The 25066-nt window shown below is 66.0% G+C and carries 13 protein-coding genes; 4 read left to right on the forward strand and 9 right to left on the reverse strand.

The genetic code is table 11. The annotated features are described in order from the left end of the window. Positions 1–30: 30 nt before the first annotated feature. The 4 genes from SD196_RS27395 to SD196_RS27410 all read right to left on the reverse strand — a co-directional run bounded on the left by SD196_RS27395 (position 31) and on the right by SD196_RS27410 (position 16481). Positions 31–13170 (reverse strand): filamentous hemagglutinin N-terminal domain-containing protein, encoded by a 13140-nt coding sequence (locus tag SD196_RS27395; protein ID WP_416310908.1) that lies wholly within the window; start codon positions 13168–13170, stop codon positions 31–33. Between the two features lie 39 nt (positions 13171–13209). Next, positions 13210–14910, reverse strand: coding sequence for a ShlB/FhaC/HecB family hemolysin secretion/activation protein (locus SD196_RS27400; protein ID WP_416310909.1), 1701 nt, complete (start codon positions 14908–14910; stop codon positions 13210–13212). Positions 14911–15073: 163 nt separating this feature from the next. Continuing rightward, positions 15074–15322: a hypothetical protein gene (locus SD196_RS27405; RefSeq protein ID WP_207884921.1), complete on the reverse strand. Its 249-nt coding sequence runs from the start codon at positions 15320–15322 to the stop codon at positions 15074–15076. A 274-nt stretch (positions 15323–15596) separates the two neighbouring features. Continuing rightward, complete coding sequence (locus tag SD196_RS27410; protein ID WP_275609404.1) at positions 15597–16481, reverse strand: LysR family transcriptional regulator; 885 nt, start codon at positions 16479–16481, stop codon at positions 15597–15599. Positions 16482–16766: 285 nt separating this feature from the next. On the opposite strand from SD196_RS27410, the gene SD196_RS27415 reads away from it, so the two are divergent. Both SD196_RS27415 and SD196_RS27420 read left to right on the forward strand, forming a co-directional pair. After that, the gene (locus SD196_RS27415) at positions 16767–17999 is read left to right on the forward strand and encodes a molybdopterin-dependent oxidoreductase (protein WP_416310910.1); all 1233 of its coding nucleotides are present in this window, start codon (positions 16767–16769) and stop codon (positions 17997–17999) included. Positions 18000–18015: 16 nt separating this feature from the next. Next, on the forward strand, positions 18016–18648 hold the full coding sequence (locus SD196_RS27420) for a c-type cytochrome (RefSeq protein WP_416310911.1): 633 nt from the start codon (positions 18016–18018) through the stop codon (positions 18646–18648). Here the strand turns inward: SD196_RS27420 and SD196_RS27425 are convergent. The 5 genes from SD196_RS27425 to choX all read right to left on the reverse strand — a co-directional run bounded on the left by SD196_RS27425 (position 18645) and on the right by choX (position 23123). Beyond that, entirely contained in the window at positions 18645–19577 is a 933-nt protein-coding gene (locus SD196_RS27425; protein WP_416310912.1) for an alpha/beta hydrolase, read from the reverse strand. The two genes, SD196_RS27420 and SD196_RS27425, sit on opposite strands and share 4 nt — an antisense overlap. Before the next feature lie 6 nt (positions 19578–19583). Beyond that, positions 19584–20057, reverse strand: coding sequence for a thioesterase family protein (locus tag SD196_RS27430; protein WP_416310913.1), 474 nt, complete (start codon positions 20055–20057; stop codon positions 19584–19586). 83 nt (positions 20058–20140) lie between these two features. Then, positions 20141–21106, reverse strand: a complete 966-nt coding sequence (locus SD196_RS27435) for an L-carnitine dehydrogenase (RefSeq protein WP_331315074.1) — start codon at positions 21104–21106, stop codon at positions 20141–20143. 124 nt (positions 21107–21230) lie between these two features. Beyond that, positions 21231–22115, reverse strand: a complete 885-nt coding sequence (locus SD196_RS27440; RefSeq protein WP_416310914.1) for a 3-keto-5-aminohexanoate cleavage protein — start codon at positions 22113–22115, stop codon at positions 21231–21233. A gap of 69 nt (positions 22116–22184) precedes the next feature. Continuing rightward, entirely contained in the window at positions 22185–23123 is a 939-nt protein-coding gene (gene choX, locus SD196_RS27445; RefSeq protein ID WP_275609411.1) for a choline ABC transporter substrate-binding protein, read from the reverse strand. 225 nt (positions 23124–23348) lie between these two features. Between choX and SD196_RS27450 the strand changes: the two genes are divergently transcribed. Then, positions 23349–24323 carry a GlxA family transcriptional regulator gene (locus tag SD196_RS27450; protein ID WP_275609412.1) on the forward strand — a complete coding sequence of 325 codons (975 nt, stop codon included), beginning with the start codon at positions 23349–23351 and terminating at the stop codon, positions 24321–24323. 110 nt (positions 24324–24433) lie between these two features. Beyond that, entirely contained in the window at positions 24434–24904 is a 471-nt protein-coding gene (locus tag SD196_RS27455) for a nuclear transport factor 2 family protein (RefSeq protein WP_343575865.1), read from the forward strand. Positions 24905–25066: the final 162 nt, after the last annotated feature.

Raw genomic sequence — 25066 nt, forward strand, 5'->3', positions numbered from 1 at the left:
TTCCCATCCAATATTTGCGCTAACAAATGTCTACTTCCCGAAGGTGACATAGGTAATCTCGCCAATAGTTTCAATTTTCTCGACCTTCGTGTATCCGTACTTTTGAGATATCTGACCAGTCCAAGTATTCAAGGCCGCACTTTCTTTTGACATTCCATTGGCAATATTTTGCAGATATTGAGCAGTGTTAACGCTGTCGGTACCTGCTACCCATGCCCCACGAATCTTATTGACCTGGATACCTTCATTGCCTAGGCGTTGCATTGCGCTGGCGAACATATCAGTGCCCGATGCATCGTACAAAGGGTGATTCTGTGCTGCACGGATATCAAAACCCAGCACTCCTGATTTATCCACGTTCACGACCAGTCCTGCTACGCCGTCAGGGTTTCCATATCTGAGAGTAATGCCCCCGTTGTTGGATGCGCTCACAATAAATTCATTTGTGACATCAACTTTTGGGATAGGTGGCTCAACTCTCCCCAATCCTCCCTTTGCAGTATCCTTTACAATCGTCCCAGCACCCGCCGCGACCTCTCTTGCTGCTGCACGCGACAACACCGCACCATACAGCTTAGCGACAATCGTTTCTGGCGCGACAACCAGTGATGCGAGGGTAATCCCGTCCCGAACGGCCTTCTCGTTCATGGCCGTTTCCCAGCGCATTGTCTCCGGATCGCTCCAGTCGATATTAGCGCCGCTGGCTGTGCACTCGGCGCTACCGCAAGGCAGGAAGCGAGGTTGGAAGGTTTGGCCTTCCAGTACGAGAGCCGTGCGATAGCCGCCCTGGGCGTCCAGTACATTCCCGGTCAAGCGATCGCGCTGCTCGCTGCCCGCGGCAGGTGATTTGCTCCAGTCTGGAGTCGGTGCGGCAGGGAAGGCAGCCCAGGTGTACTGGTCCGTGTTCGACTGGATATAAGCGACAATATCAAGGTCGAGCTTGCCGAACTGCTGCAGATACTGGCCGTTGTCCAGCTTCACCCAGTTACCCGCTGTATCGTAGATGCCGTCCTTGTTGGCGACGATGTCGGTTCCAGGACCGATATCGGTGCCAGCGACTCCAGAAAGTCGCAGTTGCTCCTCGATCTGCTCAACGGTGTATTTGCCACCGCTCCGTGCGGCCAACTCCTTGGCGCGCTCCTTGTCGGTTGGATGCAACTGCCGGTTATAGGCCATGCCACTCTTGGCAATGTCGCCACCCATCTGCACGTCGCCATTGACGCTGCCGGCAGCAATGATGCCGACGATCTGTGCGGCAGCCTGTTGCAAGCGCTTGGCCTGGTCATCGTTGCCAGCCAGGAGGCCACTCTGCAACTGGTTGACCATGGCTTCGCTGGCACCGGCGGCAATTGCTCCCGTCTTGAAGTCGCCGCCCATGGCTTCGGCCAACAACCCGCCAGCCAAGGCGTGCGCCGCTATGTTCTTGGCGCTGCCCCCTCCAAAGTCCATGCCACCAACATAATCGAACACGCCAGCCTGCATGATGCTGTACAGCGCACCCTGCATGGCATCGCCGAACGAGCCTTGGCCCAGCGCTTCATTGGCTGCGCCAGTCAGAGCACCCTGGGTGAGTTGCATACCCACGAAGCGCGACCAGTTCTCGGGATTGGTGATATCCGGGATGGCGCCCGCTGCCCCTTGGCCCGTTGTCGAGGTCGTGGTGTTGGTGGATGGATCGGTCTTGCCGCCAAACCACTCAGGGCCATAAGCCGCCATGAAGCCCGCTACGGCACTGGCGATCATGGCCTGCTTGAGGCTGTCACCGCTGAAGGTGTCACTCAGACCCTGGCCGATATTGCCCTTGTTGTTGATGGTGCTGGTGGCGCCAGTCGACGCCATGGAGGCAATACCTGTGGACAGGGCGACGTTGGCCCAGCCGGCCGAAGTGGCGCCGGCCGTGGCTGTGGCGGCGGTGCCCGCGCTCATGGCGGAACCGGTCGCTGCTCCCGCACCGAGCGCAGCACTGGCAGCGCCGTATGTCAGCACAGTGACGACAATGGCGACCGCCAACATGGTGCCCTGCCCCATGCCGGAATGGCTGTAGGAGTAGCTGTCATGCAGCTCCTTCACCGCCCGCCAATCCACATCCCCCCTCTGCTCAGCCTCCTTCAGCCACGCGAGGTTCGGATCGGCCTTGACCATCGCATCGATGGCTTCACCCACCGACTTCTGATCGATCTGCTTGTAGTCGATCTTCAGCCCGTCCACGGCCTTGATGGCGAGGTTGCCCTGGGCGATCAGTTCGCTCTGGCGCACGGTTTCATCGGTGCGGCCCTTGCCGCTGGAGCTGCTCCAGGAGAGGTCGCTGTCTTCCTTGCTGTGGGCTTCCTGGTGCAGGTCCTTGACCGCTTCGAAGCTCACTTCGCCACCGCTGACGATGGCGATGTCGTTGCCGGCGTCGAGCTTGGCGGCCTGGTATTTCTGGTCGCCGCCGCTGAGCAGGGTGATGTCGGAGCCAGCACTGATTTCGCTGCTGACCGCTTTGACGTCGGTGACTTCGTCGTGGCGGGTCTTCTTCTGGCCGAAGCTGCCTTTGCTCTTCTTGTCGTAGAGGCTGTAGTCGCTGTCGTTGGCGGCTAGGACTTCGATCTTGTCGCCGGCCACCAGGTAGGCCTCGTTGCCGGCGCCGATCTTGCTGCTGACCAGGGTGAGGTCCTGGCCGGCGCTGATCAGTACGTCGCGACCTGCGCTCAGTTCGGTGCCGCGCTGGGTGACGTGGTCTTCCTGGCGGGTGACTTTCTTGCTCTTGTCGTAGCTGTGCTGCTCGTCGGCGGCGGAGGCCAGGATGACGTCGCGGCCGGCGCTGATGCCGGCGTCGCGGCCGACGTCGATGCGGCTGCTGACGACGCTGATGTCGCGACCGGCTTCGAGGGTGAAGTCGCGGCCGACGCTGATGTCACTGCCCAGCTGGGTGGTGGTCTGGTTGTAGTTGCGGCCGCGCGTGGTGCCGTTTTCCAGTTCGACGCTGTGCAGGTTGATGTCGCGCCCGGCCTGCATCGACAGGTCGCTGCCGCTGCTGAGGGCGCCGCCCAGGTTGTTGATGTCGCGACCGGCGCTGATGTCCAGCTTGCCGGCGGCTTCGATGCGCGCGGTGCTGTCGGCGAAGCTTTCGGTCCAGGTGCGATTGCCGATGCCGCCTTCGTGCACGGTGACGCTGCGCTGGTTGATGACATCGCCGGTGAGAGCGCTGAGGCTGACGTCGCGGCCTTTGAGGATGCCGCCCTGGCTGTTGCTGAGGTTGTTCAGGGCGAGCAGGTCGAGGCGCCCGCTGGCTTCGATCAGGCCCGTGTTGTCGAGGTTGGCGGCGCTGGCGGCGAGGTCGCCGCTGGCGCGCAGGGTGCCCTGGTTGACCAGGTTGCCGCCGGCGATCAGGGAAACGTCATTGCCCATGATCAGCGCGCCGTTGGGCGCCAGGCGGTTGTTGGCCTGGGCCAGGTAGACCACCGGCACCAGGACCTTTTCGCCGTTGACCATGGCTTCTTCGAGCCAGACGAGGTCGTGGGTCAGGGCGGCGACCTGTTCGGCCGTCAGGCCGACGCCCAGGCTCAGGTGCAGGCTGTCCTTGTAGGCGATGGCGTTGTCCATCAGGTACTTGAACAGCGCTTCGTCGCTGGCCATGCCGTCGATGTAGCGCTGGCCGGTGCGGGCGACCACGGCGTCGCGGATCAGGCGTTGTTCGTAGAGGCCGTCGCCGAGGCGCTTCTGGGATTTGTCCGGATCGTAGCCAAGCAGGCCCAGCAGGTAATCGGAGCCGAGGAAGCTCTTGAGGCTGGTGAGCTCGGGGTTGGTTTCGATGAGGTATTTGTGGCTGTTGTCCGGACGCGCCGCGCTCGGTACGCCCTGCACCTGGGCAACGTTCAGGGAGGCGCTGCCGGCTGCGCTCTGGGCGGTGGCGCCACCGCTCAATTGAACGGTATCGGCCGTGCCGGTGGCACCCGTGATCCGCTGGACGTCGCCGGTCATGCCGGTAGCACCGTTGTTGCGCTGGACGTCGCCTGTCGAGCCTGCTGCGCCGTTGCTGCGCTGAACGTGGCCCGTCATGCCCGTGGCACCGCGCCGGATATCGCCCGCCATGCCGAGGGCGTCGCTGCTGCGCTGGATATCGCCGGTCATGCCGGCGGCGCCGTCGAGCGCGCGCTCGCGCTGGGACAGGCTGATGCTCTGGCCGGCGAAGCTGTAGCTGCCACCTCCCGCGACGGCCTGAGCGCTGCTCTGGGTGCCTTCCTGGCCACTCAGGCGGAACAGGCCGTTGCTGCCGCTGGGCAGGGTGAAGCCTGGGAGCGTGATGGGGTTGACCTGCTGCTGGGCGAGATCCGGAGGCAGTTGGGCGTTGAGGGCGACGACGGTGGCGGTGTTGCCGGTAACCCCCGTATCACCCACGCGCGAGGCGCCGGAGGACTGCGGGACGCCTTCGCGGATGACGCTGTTGGTGAGGTCCTTGGTAGCGTTGATGGTGACGTTGCCGCCGGCCTGGACGACGGCGTTGACGAATGAGCTGCCGGGGCTCTGGACGATCAGTTCGTCGAAGACGGGGGCGTTCTTGACCACCGCTGGCGCATCGACCAGGGCGCCCGGCTGGTAGTGCGGCAGCGGGAAATCGGCGAAGGGCGAGGCGCCAGGGAAATCAACACGAATGGAAGCGAACTGGGCAAAACGATCAACTTCCCGGCCACCAGCCCGGATCATGACCGACTCCAGCGACTCATCCCAATCGCGGTTCCAGAAGTGGAGGTTCGGCATTGCCATTTCGCCGGTCGGGAAGCGTCGACCGGAGTCGTAATCCGGATCATTCGCGGCGTTGTACGCCATGACCTGATCCCAGAAGTTCACTGCGTCCGGACCGCCGTACACCTTCGAAGTATTGTATGGAATCTCGAAGGAGCGCCGCACAGAGTAGTCGCCGATGGCGACGCCGCTGTTAGCGAAGTTATCCAGCATCATGGCGATGTTGCCGCTGGCGGCGATCGTCGATGCCTGATTGAGCAGGCTCTGGCCTTCGACATTCAGATTGCCGCCCGCGCTGATGGCGGCGGAGGGAGAGCTTTCGCCCAGTTCGCCCCGATAATTCTCGACCCAGACCAGATGGCTGCTGGGCAGCGGGCCATCCCCGAATTGCGGGGCTGAGGCACAGTTGTAACAACGCACGCCGATGGCGGCGGAAATCAGCTCGCCAGCGGTCGTCTGGAGCACGTCCGCGCGGTTCTCCACCGCGCGAACCCGCAGGCTCATATCGCCCAGGCTTTCCAGGGTCGCCGAGATATTTTTCAGGGCTCCGGCCAGGGCATCCGGGGTGGCTCCGCTGATGTCCAGGTTACCTAGGCTGTAGATGTCGGCGTAGCGGTTGGTCAGGGTGCCGCCGACGCGCAGGGCCATGTTGTCGCCACTGAAGATCAGCGCGCCTTGGGTTTGCCCATCGTTGAGCAGGTCACCAACGTTGAGGAGCAGGCGCCCGGCGCTGCCGAGGGTGCCGAAGTTGTTCAGGCTGCCGACGTTGGCAGTGAGGCCTCCGGCGGCGGTGATGCGGCCGCGGTTGTCGAGTTGGCTGGCGCCGAGAGTGACGCCCTGCCCGCCGGCAACGCTGCCGTTGGCGCCGAGGTCGATGCGGTTGGCGGAAAGGTTGAGCGTGCCCAAGCTGGTGACGCGGCCGGCACCGCTGTAGGTGCCGGACAACTGGATGTCGAGGGTGCCGTCGCTGGCCAGCAGACCTTCGTTGTTCCAGTTGCCGCCGCGCCCGGTCAGGCCCTGGCTGGCGAGCAGCCGGCCGCTGGCGGTCTGGGTGAACTGGCCGACGTTGAGGTTGAGCCAGCCGGCCTGCAGGACGCTGCTGTTGCTCCAGCTGTCGGCGGTGATGTCGAGGTGGCCGGTCGTGACAAAGGTACCGCCGGCCTGGACGATTTGCCCAGCGTTGACGCCGAACTGGCCGCTGCCGACGTGGAGGAAGGCGCCATTGTCGTTGGCGAGGCCGCCGAGGCTCAGCGCCAGGTCAGTGTTGGCGGTCTCCAGACGGCCGCCACGGTTGTCGAGGTAGCCGGCGCTCAGGCGGGTGGTGCCACCCTGACCCAGGGCACGCAGGCGGCCACCCTGGTTGTCAATGGCGCCAGCGCTGAGACTGAGACTGCCGGTGCTTTCGATCAGACCATTCTGGTTAATCAGGCTGTTGCCCAGGCTGAAGTCGAGGGTAGTGGCACCGATTTGGCCGCCCTGGTTGAGCAAGGTGCCGCCGGCAAGGCTCAGCAGGTTGCCGGCATAGAGGCCGCCGCCCTGGTTGTCGAGCATGGTGGTGCTAATGCGGCTGTCACCGCTGACAGCGGAGAGATGGCCGCCACGGTTGTCGAGGCCGCCATTGGCGGTGATGTCGAGTTGCTGGGCCTGGGTGGTGCCGAAGTGGTTGTTGAACGAGCCGGTGAGCAGGCGCAGCAACGAGCTGGCGCTGTAGAGGATGCCGCCTGTGCTGTTGTTGAGGCTGGCGCTTTGCAGCAGGAGCTGGCCGGCGCCGCTCTGGATGCGGCCTTGCTGGCTGTTGTCGAGCAGGCCGGTGAGTTGCAGCCGTGCATCGCCACGGCTGTTGAGCGTGCCGCTCTGGTTGTTCAGGTTGCCGGCGGTGACGCTGATGGCGCCGCTGGCGCTGTGCAGGAGGCCGTCGGCGTGGTTGTCGAGGGTGCCTTGGCCCAGGTTCAGGGTCAGGTCCTGCTGGCTGGCGAGGGTGCCGCGCTGGCTGTTGTCCAGGGCACCGGCGTTGAGTTCCAGGCGTTGCTGGCTGGCCAGTTGGCCACCCCGGTTGTCGAGGCTGGCAGCCTGCAGCAGCAGTTCGCCGCCGCTGGCCAGGCGGGCGTTGTTGGCGTTGATCAGGGCACCGCTCAGGGTGCCGTGCAGGGCGCCCTGGCTGAGCAGCAGGCCGCCGCTGTTGTCGAGGCCGCGGGCGTTGAGGTCGAGACTGCCAGCGCTGATCTGTCCGCCCTGGTTGAGGATGTCGGTCTGCGCGGGGTTCAGCCCAAGGTGCTGCTGGGCGTTGATCAGGCCGCCTGCGCTGTTGTCCAGGGTGCCGGCGACGGTGAGGTCGAGGTTGCGCTGGCCGGAGAGGATGCCGCCCCGGTTATCCAGGCGGGCCGCGTTGATGCGTTGGTCGCCCAGGCTGACCAGGGCGCCTTCGCCGTGGTTGTCGAGGCTGCCGCTCAAGGCGACGTCGAGGGTGCCCTGTTTGCTGGAGAGGGTGCCGCCGGTGCTGTTGTCCAGGTCGGCGGCGTTGATGACCAGCCCCTGCCAGCCGGAGAGCAGGCCCTGGTTGGCGTTGCGCAGGGTGCCGGTGGTCAGTTGCAGGGTGCCGGCGCTGATGATGCGGCCGGCATCGCCGTTGTCGAGGCTGGCGGCGCTCAGCTGGAAGCTGTTCTGGCTGGAGATTTCGCCGCCGCGGTTGTCGAGGTGGCGCAGGTGGTCGAGACGCAGCAGGCCGCCGACGCTGAGCACGGCGTTGCGGTTGTCGAAATCGCCGCCGGCCAGGTCGAGCGTCAGGTCGCCGTCGGTAATCAACCGGCCCTGCTGCTGGATCAGTTGCTGTACGCGCAGTTGCAGTGCACCGCCGGCGGAAATCTCGCCGCCCTGGCTGTTGTCCACACGGCTACCGCTCAGTTCCAGCAGGCCCTGGGTGGTAATGAGTCCGGCGCGGTTGTCGATGGCCTGGGCTTGCAGGCGCTGGCGTTGCTTGCCGCTGAGGATGCCGCCCCGGTTATCGAGGTCGGCAGTACGCGCGTCGAGCGTGGCCTGGGCAGTGATGCGGCCCTGCTGGTTATCGGTGGTGCCGGTAACGAGGGTCAGGTCCTCGCCCCCGGAGAGGCTGCCGCCCTGGTTGTTCAGGCTGGCGCTGGTGACGCTGAGGTTGCGGCCGGCTGCGAGGGCGCCGTCGGCATGGTTGTCGAGATTGCCCTGGAGACGGGCTTGGATCGCGCCCTGGCTGGCAACGGTGCCACCCTGGCTGTTGTTCAGGTCGACGGCGTCCAGTTGCAATTGGTTGCGCCCGAAGAGCACGCCGGCCTGGCTGTTGTCCGCCGTGCCCTGGACCTGCAGGGCGAGGCTGTCGCTGGAGAGGATGCGGCCGCCCTGGTTGTTCAGACCGGCCACGGCGAGGACGTAGCTGCGCTGGCTGGATATCTCGCCGCCGTTGCTGTTGTTGAGTTGCGCGAGGTTGCGCAGCAGCAGTTGGCCGGGGGTGGCGAGCAGGCCGCCAGCGCTGTTGTCGAGGCTGCCGCCGGCGAAGTCGAGGTCGATGCCACCGTTGCTGACCAGTTGCCCGGCGCCGTGCTGGTCGAGCGTCCGGACCTGCCCGGCCACGCGACCGACTGCTTCGATGCGGCCGCGATCGCTGTTATCCACAAGGGTGTGGGTGAGCAGCAGGTCGGCACCGCCGAGGATACGCCCAGATTGGCTATTGAGCAGGCTCGCGCCGCGCAGGGTGAGGGCGCCCTTGGTGCTGATCACGCCGCTCTGGCGGTTGTCGAGGGTTTGCGCATCCACGCTCAGCGCGGCGTCGGTCAGCAGCTTGCCGCCCTGGTTGTTCAGGGTGGTGCCGGTCACGTTCAGGGTGCCACCGCTGGAGAGCACACCGGCGCGGTTGTCGACCTGGGCGGCACTGAGATTCAAGGCGCCTTCGCTGATCAACTGGCCGCCGGCCTGGTTGTCCAGCCGCTCCGCCAGGTTCAGGGTTAAATCCCCCAGGCTGCTCAGCTTGCCGCCCTGGCTGTTGTCCAGGGTACGGCCGTCGAGGTTCAAACCACCCTGCCCCACCAGGCTGCCCGCGCGGTTGACCAGGCTGTCGCCACGCAGTGTCAGCCGGCCATCGCTGGCGATCAGGCCGGTGCTGTTGTCGAGTTGGCCGACGGTAAGGTTCACGGTGGCGCGACTGCTGATCTCGCCGCCCTGGTTAAGCAGTTCGCTGGCCTGCAATTCGATGCCGCGCATCGCACCGATCCAGCCGTCCTGGCGGTTGTCGAGGCTCTGCACGGTCAGGTTGAGGACGCCTTCGCTGAGCAACTTGCCGCCCTGGTTGTTCAGGGCAGCCAGTTGCAGGGTGAGATTGCCTTGGCTGGACACCTCGCCGCCGGCGCTGTTGTTCAGTTGCGTGAGGTTGCGCAGGAGCATCGCACCGGAGGTGGCGAGCAGGCCGCCAGCGCTGTTGTCGAGGCTGCCGTTGGCAAAGTCGAGGTCGATGCCGCCGTTGCTGACCAGTTGCCCGGCGCCATGCTGGTCCAGGGTCCGGACCTGCCCGGCCACGCGACCGACGGCTTCGATGCGGCCACGATCGCTGTTATCCACAAGGGACTGGGCGAGCAGCAGGTCGGCGCCGCCGAGGATGCGTCCGGCTTGGCTGTTGAGCAGCGTCGCGCCACGCAGGGTGAGGGCGCCTTTGGCGCTGATCACGCCGCTCCGGCGGTTGTCGATACTTTGTGCGTCGACGGTCAGCGCGTCATCGGTCAGCAGCTTGCCGCCCTGGTTGTTCAGGGCGGTCGTCTGCAAGGCGAAGCTGCCTTGGCTGGATACCTCGCCGCCGGCGCTGTTGTTCAGTTGCGCCAGGTTACGCAGTTGCAATGCGCCCGAGGTGGCGAGCAGGCCGTCGACGCTGTTGTCGAGGCTACCGCCGGCGAAATCGAGGTCTATGCCGCCGTTGCTGACCAGTTGGCCGGCGCCGTGCTGGTCCAGGGTCTGGACCTGGCCGCTTACGCGCCCCGCCGCTTCAATGCGGCCGTGGTCGCTGTTGTCCACGCGGGACTGGGCGAGCAGCAGGTCGGCGCCACCGAGGATGCGCCCGGATTGGCTGTTGAGCAGCGTCTCGCCACGCAGGGTGAGCGCACCCTTGGCGCTGATCACGCCGCCCTGGCGGTTGTCGAGACTTTGCGTGGTCAGGCTCAGGGCGCGGTCACTGAGCAGTTTGCCGCCCTGGTTGTTCAGGGTCGTCAGTTGCAGGGCGAAGCCCTGTTGGCTGGATACCTCGCCACCGTTGCTGTTGTTCAGTTGCGCGAGGTTACGCAGCAGCAGTTGGCCGGGGGTGGCGAGCAGGCCGCCGCCGCTGTTGTCCAGGCTGCCACCGGCAAAGTCGAGGTCGATACCGCCGTTGCTGACCAGTTGCCCGGCGTTGTGCTGGTCCAGCGTCTGGACCTGCCCGCTCACGCGACCGACTGCTTCGATGCGGCCGTGGTCGCTGTTGTCCACGCGGGATTGGGCGAGCAGCAGGTCGGCACCGCCGAGGATGCGCCCGGACTGGCTGTTGAGCAGGGTCGCGCCGCGCAGGTCGAGGGCGCCCTTGGCACTGATCACTCCCCCCTGGCGGTTGTCGAGGGTATCCGCGGTCAGGCTCAGGGAACCGTCGCTGAGCAGCTTGCCGCCCTGGTTGTTCAGGGTCGTCAGTTGCAGGACGAAGCCCTGTTGGCTGGATACTTCACCACCATTGCTGTTGTTCAGTTGCGCGAGGTTACGCAGCAGCAGTTGGCCGGGGGTGGCGAGCAGGCCGCCGCCGCTGTTGTCGAGGCTTCCGCCAGCGAAGTCGAGGTCGATGCCTCCGTTGCTGACCAGTTGCCCGGCGTTGTGCTGGTCCAGCGTCCGGACCTGCCCGCTCACACGACCGACGGCTTCGATGTGGCCGTGGTCGCTGTTATCCACAAGGGACTGGGCGAGCAGCAGGTCGGCGCCGCCGAGGATGCGCCCGGCCTGGCTGTTGAGCAGCGTCGTACCGCGCAGGTTCAGGGCGTCCTTGGCGCTGATGACGCCGCCCTGGCGGTTGTCGAGGCTCGGCGCGACGACGTTCAGGGTGCTGTCGGTGACCAGCTTGCCGCCCTGGTTGTTCAGGGTGGTGCTGGTCAGGTTCATGGCACCGGCGCTGGAAAGCGTGCCGGTCCGGTTGTCGAGTTGGGCGGCGTTGAGGTTCAAGGCGCCGTCGCTGAGCAGTTGGCCGCCGGCCTGGTTGTCCAGTCGCTCCGCCAGGTTCAGGTTGAGGTCACGCTGGCTGCTCAACTTGCCGCCCTGGCTGTTGTCCAGGCTGCGGCCGGTGACGTTCACGCCGCCCTGCCCCACCAGGCTGCCCGCGCGGTTGACCAGGCTGTCACCCTGCCACTGCAGTTGGCCGTCGCTGGCGATACGGCCGGCGCTGTTGTCGACGCTGGCGGCACGCAGGTTCAGAGCGCCGCGACTGGAGATGTCGCCGCCCTGGTTGAGCAGCGTGTCGGCTTGCAGGTCGATACCCTGCATGGCACCGATCCAGCCACCCAGGTGGTTGTCGATCTGCTGGGCCGATACCTGCAGGTACGCTTCGCTGAGCAACTCGCCGCCGTTCTGGGTCAGGCTGCCGACCTGGGCGTTGAGATTGCCCTTGGCGGCGATCTGCCCGCCCGCCGCGTTGGCGACGGTGCGCGCTTGCAGCTGCAGGGCGCCGTCGCTCTGGATCGCCCCGGCGTTGTTCAGGCCGTCGAGCGTGAGCTGCGCACCCTGGCCCGCGCTGACCAGCCCCTGGTCGCGGTTGTCCAGGCTGCCGCCGGTGAGGTTCAGGTGGGTTGCACTGACGACGCTGCCGGCGCGATTGTCGAGCTGGCCTGCATTCAGGCTCAGCGCGCCCTGGCTGGAGACCCGGCCCCCCGCCCGGTTGCTCATCTGCCCGGCGTTCAGGCGTTGATCGCCGGTACTAACGAGGGTGCCGTTCTGGCTGTTGTCCAGCGTGCCGCTGACGTCCGCCACCAGGGCGCCACGGCTACTGAGCGTGCCGCCCTGGTTATTGAGGCTGCCCAGTTGCAGGCTCAGGGCCTGTTCGGCGCTGAACAGGCCGAAGCGGTTGTCCAGCGGGCCACCGCGCACCTGGATGAACTGCGCGCCGACCTGGCCATTGACGTTGCTCAGTTGTTGGGTGGAAAGGCTCAGGGCGTTACCGGCCAGCACGCGGCCCTGGTTGTTCAGGGTGGTGGCGTTGAGCGTGGTGTTGGCGCCGCGCAGGCTACCTCCCTGGTTGTCGAGGGTGCCGCTGGCATTGATATCGAGGCTGCGGCTGGCAACCACGCTGCCGCTGTTGCGCACGCTCTGCGCGTTGATCGCCACGTCGCCCTGGGCATTGCGGCTGTTGTCCGGATTGATACCGGCCTCGACGATGCCGCTGTTGCTGACCTGGACGCCCTGCAACTGCACGCGCGAACCCGCTGCGAGTTGGCCGCTGTTGCTCAATTGCCCGTTGGCCGCCAGTTCGACGTTGCCCGCCGCATAGGCCGGGCCGCTAACGGCGACATCCTGCGCCTTGGCCCGCAGGCTACCGGCCGCGCTGGTCTGCGCCAGGCTCAGCTGGCCGTTGGCGTCGATCTGGATATCGCCGGCACTGGCCGCCATGTTGCCGGCCAGCTTAACGCCCACGCCCTGCTCGGTGCCCACCAGGCGGATGGCGCCCGCGTACATGCCGCCCAGGGCCGAGCTGTCGATGGCCAGTTGCGGCTTGGCGCTGCCGTTGTCGGGCTTGGCGGTGGCGGCCAGAGTCTCGGCATCTACCTGGTTACGGCCGGTCGCCACGGTGAGCTGGTTGGCGTACAGGTCGGCGTTGAGCTTGGCGCTGCGGGTGATCAGCTCGAAGCGGTCGATGTTGCCGGCATTGAGCCCGGCCCCCTCGATGGCGATGTCGCCGCCGTCGACGTCATAGCCTTGCAGGCGCTCCCCGTTGAGGATCGGTTTGCCGGTGGTGAGGGTGGCGCGCGGGGTATTGATGAAGCCACAGCCGTTGCAGGTGATGCCGTTGGGGTTGGCAACTATGACGTGGGCGCCCTGTCCCGCCACTTCGGTGTAACCCTGCAGCTGCGAGCGATTGGTCCCGGTGACTTCGTTGAGGATCTTCTGCGCAGCCTGCCCCTGGAGATTGGGGTTGCCGATGATGATGCCGCCCAGTTGGGTACCCTGGGTCTTGCCGGTGGCGTTGTTGAGGATCAGGCCGTTCTGGCCGACGTTGTAGTCGGTGAACTTGTTGTGGGAGAGGCCCGCGCCGTTAGGCGTGGCGATGTTGACGATGGGCACGCCATTGCCCGCCACGCCGAGGTGCGTGTTGCCGCCCGCCGCCGCATCCACCGCCAGCTCGGCCGCCGCCGCGACGATCGGGTTGAGGATCAGGATGCCGGCCAGAACACTGGCGATGGCTTGATACAGCGGATGGCGTACGTCCATGTGGGAATCTCCCAGGTACTAGCTAAAGAGCGAATCGGTTCAGAAGAAGAGGTCGACGCGGAAATACACCGGGTGCTCACGGCGCTCGACGATGTCGGGGCGCTCCAGCGAGCGCGCCAGGGTCACGGAGGCGGCGGCGTACTGGCCGCGCGCGCTGAATTCCACGCCGTGGCCACTCATGCGCCCGGAGAGCTCCGGGTTGTAGCGGCCATGTTCGATGGCACCGAAGTCGTAGGCGTAGGCCACGCCGTACTCCTGCAGCCAGGGCAGCAGCGGTTCCCAGGTCACGGCGCGGCGCCAGCGCAACTGGTTGCGCCAGTAGTAGCCGGAGTCGCCGGAAAGGGTCTGGTCCTTGAAGCCGCGAATCGAGGTGAGGCCGCCCAGGCTGATGCGCTGCGAGCTGTAGAGCACGTCTTCGCTGTGCTGGCCGGTGGCGAGGCTTTCGAAGCTGAAGGCTTCGTCCCACAGTTTGAAGGGCTGCAGGTAGCTCAGGGTGAGGCTGTATTTGTTGTAGCGAGCCTTGGGCGTGCCGGCCGGTGCGTCGTGGTCGTCATCCTGCGCGCCGAAGGCACCGATGCCGCGCTGCCAGCCTGCGTCGAGGTTGGCGAAGGCGCTGCCAATGCGCCGGCCATGGTTGAGGCCCAGGCGGAATTCACTGAGGTGGGTACTGGAGACGTCCAGCAGGGTGTCATCGATGTAGTTGCGAGTGCGCTGGTGGCTGAGGCCGAAGTTGAGCGCAGTCTTGCTCACGTCGTCGCGATGAATGACCCGCTCGGCACCCAGTTGGTGGGTTTCGTTGTCGCCGTCGTACTTGAAGGCGAAGCCGGCATCCTCGTTGCGGGTGCGGTAGTAGTTGCGACTGTAGCTGTAGTTGAAGGTCCACCAGCCGTAGGGAACGCTGTACCACAGGCTCTGGTTGTCGGAGTGCTTCCAGTGGTCGCTGACCACGTCCTCGCCATAACGCAGGCCGAACTGGTCGGCCAGGCCCAGCGGGCTGTCCCAATCCAGGCCGACGCCGGCTTGCTGTTCGCCTGACGTGGAATCGCCATTGTTGTCGCGGCTGGCCGATACACGCCAGGGTTTGCTGCGCTCGCCCTTGAGCTGCACACGGCTGCCGCCCACGTCCTTGCCCGGCACCAGTTCCATCTGTGCCTGGCGCGAGGGCAGGCGGTTGATCTGGTCCACCAGTTGTTCCAGGTCGCGCAGATTCAGCACATCCCCGGTGCGCCCGGGAAAGGTCATTGCCAGCTCGCGGGGGCTGGCCAGCACGGATTCGTCGAAGCCTTCGAAACGGCCCTCGACCACGATGATCTTCAGCTCGCCGCCGGAGAGATCCTGTTGCGGCAGGTAGGCGCGGGTGGTGACGAAACCGCGGCCCAGGTAGAGATCGGTGATGGCCTTGAGCAGTTCGTTGAGCTGGTTAACCCCCAGGCAACGATTGCGGTAGGGCGCGAGCAGGGCTTCGCGGGCGCGCTCGTCGAGGTGCTCGGCGCCTTCGAGGGTGATGGTGCGGATGGTGAAGCAACGCGTATCCGGTGCGGCGGGGATCGGCGCCTCGGAGGGTGCCTTGCCGGGGAGCTGCTGGAGTTCCTCCAGGCGCTGGCGCTGTTCGCGCAGGAGTTGTTCCTGGCGTTGGCGCTGAAGGTCGTTGTCACCCGGAGAGGGGAGTGGCGCAGCGAAAGCGGCCGAGGCAAAGCAGAACGCCAGAAGGGGCATCCAGCCACGGTGAAGAACATGCATCCTTTCGATCCCTGTCATCTGGCCAGCCGGCCAGCTCACCCAAAAAGGTCGATAGGATCATAAATGAAACATGATATCCACAGGCCATCATCCTTTCGGGATGTAAGCCATTTCCCATTCTGAGGAGTTGGCGCACAGAAGCAGCCTCCCGTGCGCCCAAACATCAGGGCCTGGGCACCAGCGCCGGCAACAACTGACGGGAGATCGCCTCGCGCACGGCGGGCAGCAGGGTGGCGTTGCCGACCAGCAGTTCCTCCACCAGGCGGCGCAGGGCCATGGAGCGTTCCGGGGTCAGGGCGCGCACGGCGTATTCGCAGGCCTGCTCGGCGGTGACATCCGGCGGCACGGCGAAGCCCAGTGCCTGCAGGCGTTCACGGAAATCGTCCTGGTCGATCAGGTCGGCGTGCATCATGGCAGTTCTCCTGGAGCGGCTTGGGTTTTCCCCGATTCTGGTAAGCCCGGCGAGGGGCGGCAAGCACTCGGCCGATGGAATGTCCTCAACGGGCACGCGCAGGTCGTTTTCGGCTAATCGAACCGGCAACCCGACAGGCAGACTGAAATCCATGCAGAACTCGCGCGCCTTGCCGGCCCGGGCTTTGAACACACTGAGAGCCCAATCCCGGCTCGCTTTGTCCCCTGTCACGCGTCGGGCGTCCCAGGGGATTTTTTTTGCCCTCACGTTTTCGCTAGACACCCGCGCGGCAGTGCTGCCAGAAACACTCCAGGCCCGGAGAGAGGAACTTGTCGCGCTGGCGCAGCATGTAGAAGCGCCGCCGCAAGGGTGGCAGGCTGCTGCGCAGTTCCACCAGCGCCCCGCAGGCCAGTTGCTCCTCGACTACCCAGCGCGACAGGCAACTGATTCCCAGCCCGGCGGCGACGCTGTGCTTGATCGCCTCGGAGCTGCCCAGGTCCCGGCTATCTTCCAGATAATGCAGATGGCGCAACAGCGCATGACCGACCTGCTCGCGTGTACCCGAGCCCGGTTCGCGCAACAACCAGCGGGCGCGCCGCAGCGCCTCGCGGGAGACCTGCGGCAGCGCGGCCAGCGGATGGTCCGGCGCCGCCACCACGATCAGGCTGTCTTCGAGCCAGGGCTCCACCAGCAGCCCCGGTTCGTGGCAGGGGCCTTCGATCAGGCCGATGTCCGCGGCGAAGGCCGCTACCTCGCCCACCGCTGAGCCGGTATTGCCGATGTTCGCGTTCACCCTGACGCCCGGCTGCACCTGCTCGAAGGACGCCAGCAGGCGCGGCAGCACGTAGTTGCCAATGGTGCTGCTGGCCGTCACCGTCAGGCTCGCCTGGGGCGAGTCCGAGGCCATGAATTGCTGTTCCAGTTGCGCCATGCCGTCCAGCAGGCGTTGCGCCTGGGGCAGGAAACGGCGCCCGACCTCGCTCAATTGCAGGCGCTTGCCGACACGGTCGAACAGGCGCGTGGACAGTTGGGATTCCAGTTCGTTAAGGGCCGCGCTGGTGGCCGATTGCGACAGCGAAATGGATTCCGCCGCCGCCGTGGTGCTGCCGGTACGGGCCACCGCGCAGAAGATCTGGAGCTGGCGAAAGCTGAGGGCCATGGGAGTATCTACCTGTTTTCCAGGTATTTAATACAGGAACTATTCGTTTAACAAATTAATACCCGGCTCTTACCGTGCACCTCGTGACCTCACCAGAGGAACAAAGGATGCACACCCTCCCTGTCATGAACGCTACCCGGCCACTGGCCCGGAAACTCTTGCCCGGCCTGTTCCTGGGCACCGCTCTGGCCAGCGCGTCGCTTCTCCTGGGATGTACGCATTGGCCGCATTACAACGGCATGTGCGTGCCGATCCGACTGATCCTGGCGTGAAGGAGCCGACCGCATGAGCGATTCCCAGCAGCGCGGCGGCCTCGATCGTCGCCATTTCCTCCAGGCTGCCCTGTTCGCAGGCGCGGGTCTGGCCACCCAGCCGCTTCAGGCACTGGCCGCGAACGTCGCCCGCCAGCCCTTCGCCAATGGCGACCGGGATCTGGTCAGCTACCCGCAGAAGCGCCCGCTGATGCTGATCACCACGCGCCCCCCGCACTTGGAAACGCCCTTCGAGGTGTTCAACGAGAGCCTGTTGACGCCTAACGATGCGTTCTTCGTGCGCTATCACCTGGCCAACCTGCCCACCCGCATCGACCCGGCCACCTATCGCCTGCGCGTGCATGGCCAGGTGCGCCAGGCGCTGGACCTCGACCTGGCGGCGCTGAAGGCCCTGGGCGAGCCCGTGGAGGTGATCGCGGTGAACCAGTGTTCCGGCAATAGCCGGGGCTATTTCGAGCCACGTGTCTTCGGCGCGCAGCTGGGCCATGGATCGATGGGCAATGCCCGCTGGGTCGGCCTGCCGCTACGCACCTTGCTGAACCACGCCGGCGTGCTGGATAGCGCCCGCCAGGTCACCTTCCGGGGCCTCGACCAACCGGTGTTGCCGGCCACGCCGAGCATGACCAAGGCCATCGATGTCGAGCACGCCCTCAGTGCCGAGCCGCTGATCGCCTGGAGCATGAACGGCGAGGACCTGCCCTTCCTCAATGGCTACCCGTTGCGCCTGGTGTTGCCGGGCTACTTCGGCACCTACTGGATCAAGCACCTGAGCGAGATCGAGGTCATCGACCATGAGTTCGACGGCTTCTTCATGCAGAAGGCCTACCGCGTCCCCGACAACGATTGCCAGTGCCTGCCCGCCGGCAGCGCGCTGGGCGCCAGCCGCCCCATCGGGCGCCTTCCGGTGCGCTCCTTCGTGACCAGCCTGCGCGAGGGGCAGACCCTGCAGCAGGGACAGAACCAGGCCCTGCGCGGGATCGCCTTCGACGGTGGTAGCGGCATCCGCAGCGTGGAGATCTCCGATGACGGCGGGCGCAACTGGCAACCCACGCAACTCGGCGAGGCCCTGGGCAACTACTCGTTCCGCGAATGGCGCACCGATTGGCGGCCGCGTCAGCGCGGGGTCATTCATTTGCTGGTGCGGGCCCATAACGCACGGGGCGAGACGCAACCTGCGGAGCCGACCTGGAACCCCGGAGGCTATGCCCGTCACTCGATCGAAGCACTGCCGCTGCACATCATCTAGAACAGGAACGCCCGCCATGCCTGCAATCAGATTCCTGCTCGCACTCGCCTGCTCCGGCCTGCTGGCGGCCGCTGTCCGGGCCGAGCCCATGAGCATCGAGTTGCCCAAGGAAACCGCGCGTCTGACGCCATCGGAACTGCCCGGCTACACCATCGCCAACCAGAAATGCACCATTTGCCATTCGGCGGACTACATCCAGTTGCAGCCTCCCGGCATGAACGAAAGCCAATGGCGCGGAGAAGTCGCGAAGATGCAGCACGCCTACGGTGCACCGGTCGACGATCGCCAGGCCGATGCGATCGCCGCTTACCTGGCCGATGCCTATTCCGGCAAGCCCCGCGCCCAGGCCGTCGCCACAGCACCGGCATCGGCGCCAGCCAGCCCGGCGAAGCAGGATGCCCGCAGCCTGCTCGACGCCAACGGCTGCCTGGGCTGCCACGCCCTCGACCGCACGGTGGTCGGGCCGGCCTACCAGGCGGTGGCCGAGCGCTACCGGGGCGATCCGCAGGCGCTACGGAGCGTGACCGAGCACATTCGCCAGGGCGGCTTCGGACGCTGGGGGCAGATTCCGATGCCACCCTTCCCCGCGCTGGACGACGTGCAAGTGAAAACGCTCGCCGAATTCATCCTCGGCCAGCCGACGCCCTAACTCCTGAGGAAGCCCCGCAGCGCCTGGTAGAGCGTCCGGTACAGGGCTTCCACCTCCTCCACGCCGCGAGCGCGCAAGGCGCCATGCACCAGGCCGACGCCGGGAAAGAACTCGACGTCGACATTGGCCTCGCGCAACGCCTCGCAGTATCGCTCGCCGTCGTCGCGCAGCGGGTCGAACTCGGCGACGGCTACGAATGCCGGCGGCAGGTCTCGGAAGTCGCGGGCCCGCAATGGCAGCGCCAGCGGATCGCGCCGGTCGCCGGCGTGGGGCAGGTAGGCCGCCAGGCAGGCGTCGAGGTCCGTCCGCGACAGCAGTGGCGCATCGGCACAGGCGTTCCGCGAGGGTGTCTGGGCATCGCCCAGCGCGGGGTAGACCAGCACTTGTCCACAGGGTAGCGGCTCGCCTGCCTCACGCAGGGCCAGGCACAGGGCGGCGGCAAGATTCCCACCGGCGCTATCGCCCATCACCAGCAACCGCGACGTATCGACCGGCTCACCCAGGCTGCCGTTGCGCAGGCGCCGCCAGACGGCGAGGCAGTCATCCAGCGCGGCGGGGTAGGGGTGCTCCGGCGCCAGCCGATAGTCCACCGCGACCACCAGCGCGCCCAGTTCGAGCGCCAACTCGGCGGTGATGAACTCATGGGAGCCCAGGCCACCCAGCATCCAGCCGCCGCCGTGCAGGTAGAGCACGGTGGGCCAGCCGGTAGCCGGTGGAAGATCGGTCGGGCGATACAGGCGTACGGTGGGCAGGCGGTCCAGGCACAGCTCGCTGATACGCAAGCCCGGCGGACGCGGCGGCGTGAAGGCAGCCGCCATGCGCTCGTAGGCCGCGCGCTGGGCAGTGATGGAGGGATCGCTTTCGGCGTAGGACTGGGTCCTCGCGACGAAAGCCTGCAGGGCATCGGACAGCGGATAGCGCCGCGCCATTGGCAATCAGCCCGGCAGGCCGATGGTGCGCCCGACATAGTCCGGGCGTGGCAGCGGGCGATGCGCCTCGGCCAGCGCCAGCACCCGTTCGAGCACCACGCCGTCGAAGGGCGCCGAGCGCGCGCCGCCGTCGAGGTTCACGTGCAGCAGCATCTGTTCGCTGGCGGCCAGGGCGAGGTCTTCGCCGGCGCGGTGCAGGCTGTGGAAGATATGCAGGCGCTTGCGGTCATGGGCGATCAACTGGGTGCGCACTTCCACCTTTTCACCTTCCTTCACTTCGTGCAGGTAGTTGAGGTGGACTTCGAGGGTGAACAGCGAGTTGTGGGTCGCCGCGCGGTTGTCCGCGTCCAGGCCCAGGTGATCCATCAGGGCATCGGTGGCGTAGCTGAACAGCAGCAGGTAGAAGGCGTCGCGCAGGTGGCCGTTGTAGTCGGTCCACTCGGCGAGGATGGGCGTTTCGTAGGTTTTCAGGGCGTGCATGGCATGACTTCCGTGAGGCCCTCACCCCAGCCCTCTCCCAGAGGGAGAGGGGGGCGGTTCGGAGCGGGTGATGAACCGGGAGGTTAGTCGGCGAAGGCGAAGCCGTGTTTGGCCTTGGTGTCCTTGATGGCGCCCAGCACCGCCAGCAGGCAGTCGTCACGGTAGCGTTCCAGCTCGGCGATGCTGCGCGAGCCCTGCTGTTCGGAGGTGCCTTCCACCACGCGGTCGATCAGGGTGTCGGTCAGCTCGGGGGCTGGCAGGTAGGTCCAGGGCAATTGCAGTGCCGGGCCGAACTGGGCCATGAAGTGGCGCATCCCGGCGTTGCCGCCGGCCAGGGTGTAGGTGAGGAAGGTGCCCATGAAGGACCAGCGCAGGCCGGCGCCGAAGCGGATCGCATCATCGATCTCGCCGGTGCTGGCGACGCCGTCATTGACCAGGTGCAGCGCCTCGCGCCAGAGCGCTTCGAGCAGGCGGTCGGCGATGAAGCCGGGGACTTCCTTGCGTACGTGCAGCGGGCGCATGCCGAGGGATTCGTAGACCTTGATGGCGGCCTGCACCGCTTCGGGCGCGGTCTTCTCGCCGCCCACCACTTCCACCAGCGGCAGCAGGTAGACCGGGTTGAACGGGTGGCCAACCACGCAACGCTCGGGGTGCGTGGCGTCGGCGTAGAACTCGCTGGGCAGCAGGCCGGAGGTGCTGGAGCCGATCAGCGCATTGGGGCGGGCCGCGGCGCTGATCTTCGCGTGCAGCTCACACTTGAGGTCGAGGCGTTCGGGGGCGCTTTCCTGGATGAAGTCGGCGTCGCGCACGCACTCTTCGATGGTAGGAACGAAGCGCAGGCGATCCTGCGAGGCACCGGGGGCCAGGCCCGCCTTTTCCAGCGCCGGCCAGGCATTGGCGATGCGTGCGCGCAGGGCGGCTTCGGCGCCGGGGGCCGGGTCCCAGGCGATGACGTCGAGGCCGTGGGCCAGGGCACGGGCGACCCAGCCGCTGCCGATGACGCCGCTGCCGAGGGCGGCGAAGGTTTTGATGTCAGTGATGAAGGACATGGAGGGCTCCGGAAAGTCGTCAGGCTCTTCGTAGGGCGCATAACGCGCAGCGTTATCCGCCGTGCTGGTATGGCGGCGGATAACCCGTTCCGGGTTATTCGCCCTACGGTGTTGAGGTTCGGGATCAGCGCGGCTTGAGGTTCATCTTCTTGCGCCCCTCGGCCGGGGTCAGGGCGCGGCCGCCGAGGCGTTCGATGATCTCGATGGCGCGTTCGACCAGTTGGCCGTTGCTGGCATGCACGCCGCGGTCGAGCCAGATGTTGTCCTCCAGGCCGACGCGCACGTTGCCGCCCAGCAGCATGGCCTGGGCGACCATGGGCATCTGCGAGCGGCCGATGCCGAAGCCGGCCCAGGTCAGGCCGTCCGGGATGTTGTCGGCCATGGCCTTCATGGTGGTGGTGTCGGCCGGCGCGCCCCACGGGATGCCGAGGCAGATCTGGATCAATGGGTCTTCCAGCAGGCCTTCCTTGAGCATCTGCTTGGCGAACCAGAGGTGGCCGGTGTCGAAGATTTCCAGCTCGGCCTTCACGCCCAGCTCGGTGATGCGCTTGGCGCCGGCGCGCAGCTGGGCCGGGGTGGAGACGTAGATGAAGTCGCCGTCGCCGAAGTTCAGGGTGCCGCAGTCCAGGGTGCAGATTTCCGGCAGCAGTTCCTCGACATGGGCCAGGCGTTCGATCGGACCAACCAGGTCGGTGCCGGCGCCGAACTCCAGCGGCCGCTCGCCCTTGCCGATCTCCAGGTCCCCGCCCATGCCGGCGGTGAGGTTGATGATGACGTCGGTGTCGCTCTCGCGGATGCGCTCCACCACTTCGCGATAGAGGTTCACATCACGGCTGGGCTTGCCGGTCTGCGGGTCACGCACGTGGCAGTGGGCGACGGTGGCGCCGGCCTTGGCAGCCTCGATGGCGGCGGCGGCGATTTCCTTGGGGGTGACGGGGATGGCCGGGTGCTTGCCGACGGTGTCGCCGGCGCCGGTCACCGCGCAGGTAACGATGACTTCGTAGTTCACGGTGGAACTCCTTCTTGTGGGCGAGCGGACCCCCTGCGCGGCGGTGCGCAGGGAGTCCTGTAGGGGGAGTTACTTGAGCGAGACCTGGACGGCGCCGAGGCCATCCTTGCCATCGAAGGTGGTGACGCCGGCGAGCCACTTCTGCAGCGACTCGGGGTGCGCCTTGAGCCAGGCCTTGGCGGCATCCACCGGCTGGGTGCGGTCGAGGATCGGCTCCATCACCTGACTGACCTGTTCGCTGGTGAAGTTCAGGTTGTGCAGCAGCTTGGCGACGTTGGTGCACTGCTGCTGGTAGCCGCCGGCGGTCATGATGGAGACGGTGGCGGCGCCTTCGTTGGGACCGAAAGCGTCGTCGCTGCCGGTGAGGTATTTCATGTCGATCTGCAGGTTCATCGGGTGCGGTTTCCAGCCGAAGAACACCACCCACTGCTGGCGCTTAATGGCACGCTTGACCGCGGTGAGCATGCCGGCCTCGCTGGACTCGACGATCTGGAAGCCCTTCAGGCCAAACTTGTCGTCGGCGATCATCTTCGCGGTGATGCGGTTGGACCCGCTGCCCGGCTCGATCAGGTAGATCTTGTTGTCGAGCTTGTCCCTGAACTTGGCGATGTCGGCGAAGGTCTTCAGGCCGCCGTCGTAGACGTAGGTCGGCACGGCGTAGGTGGACTGCGCATCGGCCAGGGTCGCCGGGGTGATGACTTCGATCTGCTGCTTGTCGAGGTAAGGCTTGGCTACCGGTTGCATGGTCGGCTGCCAGTAGCCGAGGAAGAGGTCGAGCTGCTTGTCGGCCATGCCGGCGAGGATGATCTGCTGCGAGGCGCTGGTCTGCTTGACCTTGTAGCCCAGGCCGTCGAGCACGGCTTCGGCGATTGCACTGCTGGCCACCACGTCGGTCCAGTTCACCGACCCCATGCGCACGTTCTGGCATTGCGCGGGCTCGGCGGCCCAGGTGGTGTTGGCGGCGACTAACAGCGCGGCGCAGCCGACCGCTTTGATCGTTGACTTCATGACATCTCCCACAAGGCCTTTGCGGCGTTGGTTATCGTTGTTGTTTGTCATGCGGTCCCTCACGGCGGGACTGGTGTTCACGTTACGCAGCCGAAGACCCCGCGAATCGCACTGGGGCGACCAGCTCTTGCACAGCAGCGACCACCCCGATTGCCAGCGCCGGCGAATTGCACTATGCCAGTCGAATGCCTCCCGGCCGCCGCCTTGAATCGCACGGTACCCACCATGTCCCAAGACTTCTGGTTCCTGCTGTTGCCCGGCTTTTCCGTGATGGGTTTCGTCTCCGCCGTGGAGCCACTGCGCGTGGCCAACCGCTTCCGCGGCGAGCTCTACCGCTGGCACCTGATGAGCCTGGACGGCGGGCCGGTGCTGGCCAGCAACGGCATGTCGATGAATGCCGACAGCGGCCTGGAAGCCCTCAAGAAAGGCGACACGTTGCTGGTGGTGGCAGGCTTCGAGCCGCTGCGCGCCTGTACCCCGGCGCTGCTGCACTGGCTGAAACGGCTCGACCGCGACGGCGTGACCCTGGGCGGTATCGACACCGGCAGCTTCGTGCTGGCCGAGGCGGGGCTGCTGACGCGCCACCGCTGCACGGTGCACTGGGAAGCACTGGAGGCCTTCCAGGAAACTTATCCACAGGTGCAGGCGACCCAGGAGCTGTTCGAGATCGATGGCCCGCGCATCACCTCCGCCGGCGGCACGGCGTCCATCGACCTGATGCTCGACCTGATCGCCCAGGACCACGGCGCGGAGCTGGCGGTGCAGGTTTCCGAACAGTTCGTGGTCAGCCGTATCCGCACCCGCCAGGATCACCAGCGCCTGCAGGTGGCCAGCCGCTATGGGGTGAGCAACCGCAAGCTGGTGCAGGTGATCGGCGAGATGGAGCGGCACACCGAGCCGCCGCTTTCCACGCTGGAGCTGGCCGAGCACATTCGGGTCACCCGGCGCCAGCTGGAGCGGCTGTTCCGCCTGCACCTGAACGACACGCCCTCGAACTTCTACCTCGGCCTGCGCCTGGACAAGGCGCGCCAGCTATTGCGCCAGACCGACATGAGCGTGCTGGAGGTCGGCGTGGCCTGCGGGTTCGAGTCGCCCTCCTACCTGTCGCGCAGCTACCGGGCGAAGTTCGGGGTGTGCCCGAGCCAGGACCGGGTGGGATTGCGCAAGGTCGTCGCCAAGGCCGTTATTCCGCAGGCATGAGTACCTTGCAGAAGCGATTGGCAATATCTGTGGGATCACCGTCATTTACCCCATCCGGGGCCGAGCGGAGTATGGACACCAGGTTCCCCCTCACTGCCTTGGAGACCACCATGAGCGAAGCCCGTCCCCCTCTCCCGCCCTTCACCCGTGAAACCGCGATCCAGAAAGTCCGCCTCGCCGAAGACGGCTGGAACAGCCGCGATCCCCAGCGCGTCTCGCTGGCCTACAGCGTGGACAGCCGCTGGCGCAACCGCGCGACCTTCGTCCAGGGCCGCGAGCAGATCGTCACCTTCCTCACCGCCAAGTGGGTGCGCGAGCAGGAATACCGGTTGATCAAGGAACTCTGGGCCTTCACCGACAACCGCATCGCCGTGCGCTTCGCCTACGAATGGCATGACGACTCGGGCAACTGGTTCCGTTCCTACGGCAACGAGAACTGGGCATTCGACGAGAACGGCCTGATGTTCGAGCGCCACGCCAGCATCAACGACCTGCCGATTCGCGAGGACGAGCGCCTGTTCCGCTGGCCGCAGGGGCGTCGGCCGGACGATCACCCGTCGCTCAGCGACCTGGGGCTGTAACGGCCGGAACGGGAACGACAGGGGACTCGTACAGCGTCTATTCCGGCGGCAAGCTGTTCGCCCGCCCGTGAATTTGAGCGAGCATGGCGCAACATGAAACGCAGGTCCGCGCAGATCGCCGGCGCTGCACTATCGTTGAGCGCAGGTTTCTCAAGGAAGGTT

Source organism: Pseudomonas macauensis (genome assembly GCF_047902425.1).
In the GTDB taxonomy this organism is placed as follows: Bacteria; Pseudomonadota; Gammaproteobacteria; order Pseudomonadales; family Pseudomonadaceae; genus Pseudomonas.

Coding starts and splice junctions, on each gene's coding strand:
- SD196_RS27410 (WP_275609404.1), bottom strand. CDS start 16,481: ATGGCCCTCAGCTTTCGCCAGCTCCAGATCTTCTGCGCGGTGGCCCGT.
- SD196_RS27425 (WP_416310912.1), bottom strand. CDS start 19,577: ATGGCGCGGCGCTATCCGCTGTCCGATGCCCTGCAGGCTTTCGTCGCG.
- SD196_RS27420 (WP_416310911.1), top strand. CDS start 18,016: ATGCCTGCAATCAGATTCCTGCTCGCACTCGCCTGCTCCGGCCTGCTG.
- SD196_RS27435 (WP_331315074.1), bottom strand. CDS start 21,106: ATGTCCTTCATCACTGACATCAAAACCTTCGCCGCCCTCGGCAGCGGC.
- SD196_RS27450 (WP_275609412.1), top strand. CDS start 23,349: ATGTCCCAAGACTTCTGGTTCCTGCTGTTGCCCGGCTTTTCCGTGATG.
- choX (WP_275609411.1), bottom strand. CDS start 23,123: ATGAAGTCAACGATCAAAGCGGTCGGCTGCGCCGCGCTGTTAGTCGCC.
- SD196_RS27395 (WP_416310908.1), bottom strand. CDS start 13,170: ATGGACGTACGCCATCCGCTGTATCAAGCCATCGCCAGTGTTCTGGCC.
- SD196_RS27415 (WP_416310910.1), top strand. CDS start 16,767: ATGAGCGATTCCCAGCAGCGCGGCGGCCTCGATCGTCGCCATTTCCTC.
- SD196_RS27400 (WP_416310909.1), bottom strand. CDS start 14,910: ATGCATGTTCTTCACCGTGGCTGGATGCCCCTTCTGGCGTTCTGCTTT.
- SD196_RS27405 (WP_207884921.1), bottom strand. CDS start 15,322: ATGATGCACGCCGACCTGATCGACCAGGACGATTTCCGTGAACGCCTG.
- SD196_RS27455 (WP_343575865.1), top strand. CDS start 24,434: ATGAGCGAAGCCCGTCCCCCTCTCCCGCCCTTCACCCGTGAAACCGCG.
- SD196_RS27430 (WP_416310913.1), bottom strand. CDS start 20,057: ATGCACGCCCTGAAAACCTACGAAACGCCCATCCTCGCCGAGTGGACC.